Origin of the sequence: uncultured Campylobacter sp., assembly GCF_937997595.1 — a bacterium.
Taxonomy (GTDB): domain Bacteria; phylum Campylobacterota; class Campylobacteria; order Campylobacterales; family Campylobacteraceae; genus Campylobacter_B.
Genome location: NZ_CALKTS010000124.1, coordinates 1 through 10,002 on the forward strand (window position 1 = coordinate 1; position 10,002 = coordinate 10,002).

Annotated in this window: 8 protein-coding genes; 1 reads left to right on the top strand and 7 read right to left on the bottom strand. The window is 50.4% G+C overall.

The window, feature by feature from the left end:
- From Q0614_RS04375 to nifJ, 4 genes are all read right to left on the bottom strand, one after another.
- A partial coding sequence (locus tag Q0614_RS04375; RefSeq protein WP_298786807.1) for a hypothetical protein occupies positions 1-1,214 on the bottom strand: 1,214 nt, incomplete at its 3' end.
- Positions 1,207-1,530, bottom strand: a complete 324-nt coding sequence (locus Q0614_RS04380) for a DUF2325 domain-containing protein (RefSeq protein ID WP_297945424.1) — start codon at positions 1,528-1,530, stop codon at positions 1,207-1,209. The genes Q0614_RS04380 and Q0614_RS04375, both read right to left, overlap by 8 nt.
- 118 nt (positions 1,531-1,648) lie before the next feature.
- Positions 1,649-2,341, bottom strand: coding sequence for an aspartate/glutamate racemase family protein (locus tag Q0614_RS04385; RefSeq protein ID WP_298786809.1), 693 nt, complete (start codon positions 2,339-2,341; stop codon positions 1,649-1,651).
- A gap of 110 nt (positions 2,342-2,451) precedes the next feature.
- Positions 2,452-6,033 (bottom strand): pyruvate:ferredoxin (flavodoxin) oxidoreductase, encoded by a 3,582-nt coding sequence (gene nifJ, locus Q0614_RS04390; protein ID WP_298786811.1) that lies wholly within the window; start codon positions 6,031-6,033, stop codon positions 2,452-2,454.
- Positions 6,034-6,820: 787 nt separating this feature from the next.
- On the opposite strand from nifJ, the gene Q0614_RS04395 reads away from it, so the two are divergent.
- Positions 6,821-7,990, top strand: a complete 1,170-nt coding sequence (locus tag Q0614_RS04395) for a sugar transporter (RefSeq protein ID WP_298786813.1) — start codon at positions 6,821-6,823, stop codon at positions 7,988-7,990.
- Between the two features lie 282 nt (positions 7,991-8,272).
- Here Q0614_RS04395 and ttdB read toward each other — a convergent pair whose 3' ends face one another.
- The 3 genes from ttdB to Q0614_RS04410 form a co-directional block, all read right to left on the bottom strand.
- A complete protein-coding gene (gene ttdB, locus Q0614_RS04400) occupies positions 8,273-8,893 on the bottom strand; it encodes a L(+)-tartrate dehydratase subunit beta (protein ID WP_298786816.1) in 621 nt (206 codons plus the stop codon).
- Complete coding sequence (gene ttdA, locus Q0614_RS04405; RefSeq protein WP_298786818.1) at positions 8,890-9,789, bottom strand: L(+)-tartrate dehydratase subunit alpha; 900 nt, start codon at positions 9,787-9,789, stop codon at positions 8,890-8,892. Before ttdA ends, ttdB begins: the two co-directional genes overlap by 4 nt.
- On the bottom strand, positions 9,782-10,002 hold a 221-nt coding region (locus tag Q0614_RS04410; RefSeq protein WP_298786821.1), incomplete at its 5' end, for a DUF2809 domain-containing protein. The genes Q0614_RS04410 and ttdA, both read right to left, overlap by 8 nt.

Consider the following 10,002-nt stretch of genomic DNA (forward strand, 5'->3'; position numbering starts at 1 on the left):
TTGTATGGTACTAATTTCATAATGAAATTTCCCTTAAAGCATTCGCTTTTTATCTCGACGTGGCGGTTAAAATTTTCATTTTTTGGATAGACAAGATACACGGCATCAAGGTTTGCTCCGCGGCAAAGCTCTAGCGCTTTTTTTATATCATTATCATAAATGGCTCGATTTTGAGGTAAAATTTTTTTAAAGCTCGTAACCACGCCTAGGCTAAAACCGCTCTTGCGAACTACGATGAGCTCGCCTGATTTGCCCACAAGCTGCAGCTGTGCGCCTGCATTTCGCAGCGCGATTTTGCAAAATACGAAGTTGCGAAACGCATCGTCTCCGTTTAGCAGTACGCCGCTACGCAAGCTCACGATCGCGCGAGTTAGCTTATAAGCGGGCTTGGCGGCAAATACGGGCAGCGACATGCCGCGCAGATAAGAAAAGATTATCGCATTATCCGCTACGCAAAATTTCACGGCGGGCTTGAAGCGGTAAATTTTGCGAGCACTGCGCCCAAGCTCGGAAGCGATAAAATTTAAAAATGCGGTGCGAAACTGCGAAGCGCCCTTTAAATTTGCGGGCAGAATTCTATAATCCGCATTAACGTTAAAATTATATAGAGCTAGCATCGCTCGCGCTCGCGAAGCCGCATCATAATCCTGCAGCGCCTCTGGCGCAATCTCGCGCCCGTTCGCATCAAAGCCAAAAATTTCGCCGCAAAAGAATTTTTTATTAAAAGCTTCAGCATTTAAAATTTCATCATCAATAAGCTCATTATCGCGCCGCAGATCCGCTTTTTGGCGTTTTTTGCGCGCCGCGATATCTCGTTTTGATGCAGCAATATCTCGTAACAAAGCTGATTTCTCGTCCGAGCGCTTAGCGTAGAAAAAATTCTTTTGTGCGGAGCTAGTATCGTAAAAAGCCCTTGCTGTAAAATTCCTATTTGCGCCGCCTTTTTGCGCACTCTTTGCAGCGCACGGCTTAGAGGCATTATGATTAAGTGCGTCCGATTTATCGCTTAGAAACTTTTTAGATTTTCCGCTAAATTTCTTACTTTCGGCGTGCGTAAAGCAAGTAGCGTTAAATTTGTTAGAATTTAAAGAATCCTTGGAATTTAGCTCGCCTGTTTCATCGTCGTAAGCATTTGATTGCGGCGTAGTGCACGATTTTTTAACCGCTTGCCTGGGCTTGCCGGCATTACTTAAATTCCTTGGAATTTTAATCATCTTCGCAAGGCTTGCAACCGAATTCTTGATTTAAATTGAAAACCTTACAGTATTCGCAAAATACGCAGCTAACGCTTCTTTTAGCGCATACGAGCGGGATTTTGCGCTTTTTTACTTCGCCTTTGATTTTTTTCATCGTGTTGTGGTTTAAAAAGCTCGTAAGCATAACGACGCACTCGGTATCTTGCGGGATCGGCTTGCGATTTACGCGATTTTCGTTTCGTGCGTCCCAGTGCTCGATGTTGCTCGCACCAAGGTCTTTTAAAACCGCCTTAATGGGCGTAATCTCATCTGCTCCTATAACTAAAACGTTCATTTCATCCCCTTCTATGATTGATAGTCGTTATTATAACAGAGAAAGATTAAATTTAACTGATAATATATATAAAAATTTGAAATTATAAGCTGGAATTTTACCGGCTCATATTTGATATTTACTCGCTTAAAGCTAGACTTACTGCCGCATCGATGTGGATCTGCGTAGTATCAAATAGCCACGCGGCGGTATCTGCTTGCGATACGAGCAGTCCGATCTCCGTGCAGCCCAGTATAACGCCCTGCGCACCGCGAGCTCTAAGCCCTTCAATGATCTGCAAAAATTTCTTCTTGGAATGCGGTAAGATTTTACCAAAGCAAAGCTCATCAAAAATTACTTCGTTTACCGCTTCCATTTCGTCTGCATTCGGCACGAGTACCTCTACGCCGCCATCTATCAAGCGCTGTTTGTAAAAATCCTGCGTCATCGTGTAGATCGTGCCGAGCAGCCCTACTTTTTGCACGCCACGTTTTCGCAGCTCACTTAACGTGGCGTCCGCGATATGCACGAAAGGCACGGAGATAGCGGCTTTTATCGCCTCGTAGCACTTATGCATCGTGTTAGTGCAAAGAAAAATATAATCCGCGCCGCCGCTTTGCAAAACCCGCGCGTGACGAGCTAGAATTTCGCCCGCCCTGCCCCACTCACTATCTCTTTGGCACCGCTCGATCTCGTCAAAATTTAGACTACTTAGCAGGATCTCGCCGCTACTTAGCCCGCCTAGACGCTCGTTAATTTTGCGATTGATCCCATCATAATAGGTAATCGTAGATTCGTAGCTCATACCGCCGATTAGTCCAATTTTTTTCATGGATTTCTCTTTTAAAATTTATACGGAATTTTATGCAGTCCCGCGAAATTTAATAAAATTCCGGATTGCAAAATTTGCAGAGCCGGAATTTCAACAAATAGCCGCAAAGCTTAAGCATTCTCGCTCGCGACGCCCGCAGAGATAACCTCATCGCCGAAATCGGCATTCGCAAGCCGCTTGAGCTGGCGGTAACGTCTCATCGCATCAGCTTTGTTTGCCTCATAAAGCTTGCCCGCGTGCTCCGGATCGATCTTTTTAAGCGCGTTGTAGCGCACTTCGTTTAGCAAAAATTCCTCATAAAGGCTCCAGTCCGGCTCTTTGGATGAAATTTTAAGCGGATTTTTGCCCTCAGCCGCAAGTCGCGGATCGAAGGTGTAGGTCGGCCAATAGCCGCATTTGCTCGCAAGCTCGGCTTGATCGCCCGAGCTGCCCATGCCGCCTTTGATGCCGTGCGCGATACACGGCGAATACGCTATGATAAGGCTAGGTCCCGGGTAAGCCTCCGCCGCCATGATCGCTTTTAGCGTCGCGGCTTGGTTTGCGTTGGAATTTACCTGCGCGACGAAGATGTTACCGTAGGTCATCGCGATCTGGCCGAGGTCTTTTTTCTGCACCGCCTTGCCGCCTGCGGTAAACTGCGCGATCGAGCCGCGGCGGCTAGCTTTGGAGCTCTGCCCGCCCGTGTTTGAGTAAACCTCGGTATCTAGCACCAGCACGTTTACGTCCTCGCCGGTAGCCAGCACGTGATCAAGTCCGCCGTAGCCGATGTCATAGGCCCAGCCGTCGCCGCCGATGATCCACTGCGATTTTTTGTTTAGATACTGCTTCAGTTCTAAAATTTCACGAACCCCCGGCGCGTCCAAATTTTGTTCTAGCAGCGGCACCAGCCTATCTCTGATCTGAGCGGATTTTAGCGTATCGTTTCTGTTCTCAATCCAGTCGTGATAAAGCGCCTTTAGCGCGTTTGGCACGCTTGAGAGCGAGCCCAGCATAAGATCCTCGATCTTATGGCGCAGCGTCTCGCTTGCGATCTTCATTCCCAGCCCAAACTCGGCGTTATCCTCAAAAAGCGAGTTCGCCCACGCGACGCCGCGGCCGTTCTCGTCCTTGCGGTACGGCATCGAAGGCGCCGATCCGCCGTAGATCGAGCTACAGCCCGTGGCGTTGGCTACGATCATATGATCGCCGAAAAGTCGCGTGATCAGCGTGATATACGGCGTCTCGCCGCATCCAGGGCACGCGCCGTGAAATTCAAAATACGGGCGCGCAAAGCCCACGCCCTTGACGCTTGATCTGTCCATCAAATCGTCTTTATATCTTACGTGCTCAAATAAAAAGTCCGCACTCTCCTGCTCGCCCTTCGCAAGTTCTTCTTCAAGCGGCACCATGACGAGCGATTTTTCCTTACTCGGGCAGTTTTCGGCGCAAAGCGCGCAGCCCGTGCAATCTAGCAGGCTTACTTGGATCTTATATTTTAACCCCTTTAGCTCCTTACCCTTGGCTTCTAGTAGGTGATCTTTTAAATTTGAAGGCGCGGCAGCCTCGTCCTTTTCGTCTAGCAAAAACGCTCTGATTACGGCGTGAGGGCAGACGAAGGCGCACTGGTTGCACTGGATGCAGTTTTGCTCGATCCATTTAGGCACCGTGACGCCCACGCCGCGTTTTTCAAATCGCGTCGTGCCCGCGTCAAACCCGCCATCCTCGTGCCCTAAAAACGCCGAGACCGGCAAGCTATCGCCGCGCGCTGCATTCATCGGTTTTACGATCTTTTCTATAAATTCGTCGCCTTTATATTTGTCGTTTATATCCGCTGCGTCATCTTTTAAATTTACCCACGCAGGATCGATCGCTACCTGCACCAAAGCGTCCGCGCCCCTATCGATCGCATCGCAGTTCATCGCCACGACCGCCTCACCCTTTTTGGCGTAGGTTTTCTTGGCATATTCCTTCATATAGCTCTGCGCCTGCTCAAACGGAATGATGCCGCTAAGCTTGAAAAACGCCGATTGCATAATCGTATTGGTGCGACCTCCGAGCCCTATGTCGTGCGCTAGTTTGGTGGCGTTTAGAATGTAAAATTTTACCCGTCTTTGGGCTAGAATTTTTTTGACCTTGTTTGGAAGCTTTGCCGCCGTCTGCTCGGCATCCCAGATGGAATTTAAAAGGAAGGTGCCGCCTTCGCGGATGCCCCCGATGACGTCGTAGATGTCCAGATACGCAGCGACCGAGCAGGCGACGAAATGCGGATTTGAGACGAGATAGGTCGAGCGGATCGGTCTTTTGCCGAAGCGTAGGTGCGAGCGCGTGTAGCCGCCCGATTTTTTGCTGTCGTAGGCGAAATACGCCTGCGCGTAAAGATCGGTTTTATCGCCGATGATTTTGACGGAATTTTTATTCGCGCCCACGGTGCCGTCCGCGCCAAGGCCATAAAACAGGCACTCGGTCTCATCCTCGTAGCCGAGCGAAATTTTATCTCCCACGGGTAGAGATAGATGAGTCACATCGTCGTCGATGCCGATCGTAAAGCCGTTTTTAGGCTCGTCCGCCTTTAAATTTTCATACACGGCGATTAGCTGTGCAGGATCGACGTCCTTAGAGCTTAGCCCATACCTGCCGCCCACGATGAGCGGAGCGTCCTCGCGCCCGTAAAAAGCGGCTTTTATATCCAGATACAGCGGCTCGCCGAGGCTGCCGGGTTCCTTCGTGCGGTCGAGCACGGCGATTTTACGCACGCTTTTAGGCATCGCGGCGAAGAGATATTTGAGGCTAAAAGGCCTGTAGAGATGCGCTTTTAGCATGCCTACCTTCTCGCCCTTCGCATTTAGATGATCGACCACCTCCTCAAGGGCTTGATTGACCGAGCCCATCGCGACGATCACGCGCTGCGGCTCACTTGCACCGTAATAGACGAAAGGCGCGTACGACCGCCCCGTGATCTTTGAAATTTCGCTCATATACTCCGCGACGATGTCCGGAAGCGCGTCGTAAAATTTATTAACTAGCTCGCGCGTCTGAAAATACACGTCGTCGTTTTGCGCCGTGCCGCGAGTTTTAGGATGCTCGGAGTTTAGCGCGTTCTCTCTAAATTTACGCACCGCCTCACGATCGAGCAAGCGATCAAACTCGGCATAGTCCATCACCTCGATCTTTTGAATTTCATGGCTCGTGCGAAATCCGTCGAAAAAGTGCAAAAACGGCACTCGCCCCTTAATCGCCGCAAGATGCGCGATACCGCCCAGATCCATCACCTCCTGCACGCTGTCGCTTGCAAGCATCGCAAAGCCGCTTTGGCGACAGGCGTAGACGTCTTGATGATCGCCGAAAATTGAAAGCGCCTGCGCCGCAAGCGCGCGCGCCGCGACGTGAATGACGCCCGGAAGCATCTGGCCCGCGATCTTGTACATATTTGGAATTTTTAGCAAAAGCCCCTGCGATGCGGTGTACGTCGTCGTAAGCGCGCCTGCTTGGAGTGAGCCGTGCACGGTGCCCGCCGCGCCGCCCTCGCTTTGCATCTCGACTACTTTAACGGGCATGCCGAAGAGGTTTTTCTTGCCCTGCGACGCCCAGATATCGGTGTAATCCGCCATAGGCGAGCTAGGCGTGATCGGATAGATGCCCGCGACCTCGGTGAAGGCGTATGAGACGTAAGCCGCCGCCTCGTTTCCGTCCATCGTTTTCATAACTTTTACCATTTTTCGTCCTTTGGAATTATCAAATTTCGCTAATTTTACATATTTATTGCTTAAAAATTTAAATGCTTCGCAAACCGAATAAAATTCTAAAGCTTTATCACAGCAGGCGGGCTACAAGCGCGATCTGCTGGCAGTTTTAGACGAGCATTGCGGGCGATTTGAGACGGGCTCTTTCACCGCTTTGAAAATAAATTTTTGCGTACTTTAAGCGCAGATCGCGAGTAACAGGTAGAGATTAATGCAAATTTAGCCGTCTGGCTTGAAATTCTGACCCAAATATCAAATGACGGGAATACGCGAAAATTAAGAAATTTAAAAATGCACCTACCACAAGATGAAAAAACCTCATATCGCAACAAACTGGATAATAAAATTTAGCCACTACAAAGCCTCAACTGCTATACGCATCCAAACTCGACGTAGCAAAATTTTATTTATAGCTTATAACATCGCGGTATATAAAATTTCAACGCATTCTGCCAAATACAAGAAATTTTATTGCTTCCTAACGAGCGCAGCGCAAATTTCATTTTAAATTTTCATTGATTGATCGCTACGTGAATTTTACTCCATGCGACTTTGCGTTTTGAGCGTAAATTCTATTTCCGCAATCTAAGCAGAGGATAAATTTAGCTATAATCCTCCGCTTAGATTTAGCACGAAACGCGGCACGTATATACGGCACGGAATTTAAAATTTTAAAATTCCGAGCAGAACTCGAAAAACTAAAAACCGCTAAATGCGCTAAATTTAAAGTTTAAATTTAAAAGCTGGAAAGAGAAAACCGATGAACGTCCATAAAATCGCTTACACGAGAGTTATCGCGCTGGCGTTTGCCGCCTTTATTTTTAACACGACGGAATTTATCCCCGTGGCCCTGCTAAGCGACATTGCGGCGGATTTTAAGATGGATGTTACGAGTACGGGCCTAATCATCACGATCTACGCGTGGACGGTGAGTATCCTTTCGCTGCCGCTGATGCTGCTAACCTCAAAGCTTGAGCGCAAGAGGCTGCTTTTGCGACTTTTCGTGCTATTTACGCTAAGCCACGTCCTGGCCGCCATTGCGTGGAATTTTGCCGTTTTGGTAATCGCGCGCCTTGGCATCGCGATTTCGCACGCGATCTTTTGGTCGATCACCTCATCGCTCGTCGTGCGCCTAGCGCCGATAAACAAAGGCTCTCAGGCTATCGGCATGCTGGCTTTGGGCACCTCGCTGGCGATGGTTTTGGGGCTTCCTTTGGGGCGCGTGGTCGGCGAGCTTTTGGGTTGGAGGATTACGTTTTTTGCGATCGGCGCGCTTGCGGCTGCGGAAGCGCTGTTTCTTTGGAAAATTTTACCGTTTTTACCAAGCCGCCGTGCAGGCTCCCTTGCTAGCTTGCCGATGCTAGCAAGGCGTCCGATGCTGCTTGCTTTGTATCTGCTTACATTTTTGATCGTAGGCGCGCATTTTACGACCTATAGCTACGTCGAGCCCTTCGTGGCGAAATTTAATCCCGCAGGCAATCACTTCGTAACCTACGTCCTGCTTGCATTCGGCGCTTCGGGCATTCTTGCTAGCGTGCTTTTTTCGAAGCTTTACCGCCCTTTTCCAAACGCATTTTTGATCTGCGCGATTCTCTTTATCCTAGCCTCGGTGCTAACGCTAAAAGTTTTTGTCGCAAATGACGTAGCGCTACTGCTTGCAGCTTTCGTCTGGGGAGTGGGAATTTTTGGCTTTGGGCTTTGTTTGCAGATTAGGGTTTTGGCGCTGGCTCCGGATGCTACCGATGTCGCGATATCGATCTACTCGGCGATCTATAACGTAGGTATCGGCGGCGGAGCGCTTTTGGGGCATCAGGTCGCAACGAGATTCGGACTTGAGCGCATAGGCGAGGCGGGCGCGATACTGGGCGCGCTAGGGCTTGCAAGCTACCTCTATGCAAGCGTGAAATTCGCGCAGAAAAATAGCGCGTAGGCTAAATTTACGAAAGAGCTTGGGCGAGATTAGCACGCTCTTTTAGTTGGCGCTTTAAAACGGCGGCTTTGTGGGATAAATTTTTAAAATTTATCCCTGCGATTAGCTAAATTTTGCAGATAAATTTAATCTCGCGCTTAGCCCCACTGGCTGTTTTATTCATCATTCGCACCCGCGCCATATCCGCCCAAAGCTCTTAAAATTTACCCCTAGCTACAGCGATAAATTTTAAAATTTAGCGACAGAGTGCAAAAATTTAAAGCGCGAGCCGCCAAAATTTAACTACTTTATAAACCCGACCTGCGGTAAAATTTCAGCTAGCGCCGCATCCTTTTTCTCGTTAAATTTGACCTTGTTCTGCTCAAAAAGATTATTTCCGTGGGCGTCTATGGAGACGATGAGCGGACCAAACTCCCTCACGCGGCACTTCCACAGCGTCTCAGGCATCCCAAGCTCCGTCCAGTCCGCGCTCTCGATCTGCTCTACTTGCGTTGCGGCGACCACCGCGCAGCCCGCGGGAAATACGCAGTGTATCGCGCCAAACTCCTTGCAGCCGCTCATCGTGCCCTCGCCCATGCCGCCTTTGCCGACAATGAGGCGCACGCCCGTTTTAGCGATAAATTCGCGCTCGAATTTCTCCATCCGCATGCTCGTAGTCGGCCCGACCGAGACCATCTCAAAGCCCTCTTTACCGCCATTGCCCGCTTTTCTGATGATCGGCCCCGCGTGCAGGATCGCGCCGCCTCTGATATCAAGCGGCAGCTCGCGGCCCTCCTGCACGACGCGTCTGTGCGGCACGTCGCGACAGGTGACGATGTGTCCGCTGAGGTAGATCACGTCGCCGATTTTGATATCCGCTAGATCCTCTGCGCCGATCGGCGTGGTTAAAATTTTCTTACTCATAGCGCGAACTCCTTGTGCGATTTTACGGCAAAGCTTAGCTGCTCGTCCCAGACGATGTGGCCTTTGCGGTGCGACCAGCAGCCCACGTTTACGGCGACGGCGATGACGCTTGGGTGGCGGGCGCAGTTTTCGATATGCACGCCCATCACGGAGCTTGCGCCGCTCATGCCCTGCGGGCCCAGGCCGATTTTATTGATGCCCTCTTCGAGCAGCTTTTCGGTTAGCGCGGCTCGGTCGTTTGGATTGTGCGAGCCAAGAGGCCTCATCAGCGCTTTTTTAGATAGCAGCGACGCCACGTCTATCGAGGTACCCACGCCCACGCCGACTAACAGCGGCGGACAGGCGTTTATGCCGTAGCTGGTCATTATGCCCATGACGAATTTCACTACCCCCTCGTAGCCCATGCCCGGCATCAGCACGGTTGCCTTGCCGGGCAGGCTACAGCCGCCGCCCGCCATATAGGTGTGTATCTCGCACTCGCTGCTTTGCGGTACGATCTCCCAAAAGACGCTAGGCGTGCCCTTGCCGACGTTTTTGCCGGTGTTGTACTCATCAAAGGTCTCGACGCTGTTGTGGCGCAGCGGAGCCTCGCACGTCGCTCGCAGCACGGCCTCTCGCAGCAGCTCCTCAAGCTCGCCTATGAGCGGGAAATTTGCGCCGCAGCGTACGAAAAACTGGATCACGCCCGTATCCTGGCAGGACGGACGGTCTAGTTTCTTTGCAAGGCGCTGGTTTTCAAACATCGTTTTGTAGATTTCTCTCGCCAGCGGCTGCGTTTCGCGCTCGCTAAGCTCGCTCAGCTTCGCCGTCACGTCGTCGGGCAGCACCTTACCCGTGTAGCCGACGAATTTTGCCATGACCTCTGTCATTTTTTGCACGGCATTTTGTTTATCCATTGCTTCTCCTTTTTTCAAATTTTTCATAGACACCCGCTAGGACGCAGCCCGCAGCGTAGCAGAGCAGGTCGGCAAAATCAAACGTCCCGCCGATCATTACTTTTAAAATTTTATTTTCTATGCCTAAAATTTGCACGGCGCCAAAATACTGCGCGAGCTCCAAAGCCGCCGCGAACGAAAAAATTTTAAGCGGCAAATTTAAAGGCGGCGCGC

Excerpts from the sequence above, each read along its gene's own strand:
- Q0614_RS04380 (WP_297945424.1), bottom strand. The coding sequence starts at position 1,530 with ATGAACGTTTTAGTTATAGGAGCAGATGAGATTACGCCCATTAAGGCG.
- nifJ (WP_298786811.1), bottom strand. The coding sequence starts at position 6,033 with ATGGTAAAAGTTATGAAAACGATGGACGGAAACGAGGCGGCGGCTTAC.
- Q0614_RS04385 (WP_298786809.1), bottom strand. The coding sequence starts at position 2,341 with ATGAAAAAAATTGGACTAATCGGCGGTATGAGCTACGAATCTACGATT.
- ttdB (WP_298786816.1), bottom strand. The coding sequence starts at position 8,893 with ATGAGTAAGAAAATTTTAACCACGCCGATCGGCGCAGAGGATCTAGCG.
- Q0614_RS04395 (WP_298786813.1), top strand. The coding sequence starts at position 6,821 with ATGAACGTCCATAAAATCGCTTACACGAGAGTTATCGCGCTGGCGTTT.
- ttdA (WP_298786818.1), bottom strand. The coding sequence starts at position 9,789 with ATGGATAAACAAAATGCCGTGCAAAAAATGACAGAGGTCATGGCAAAA.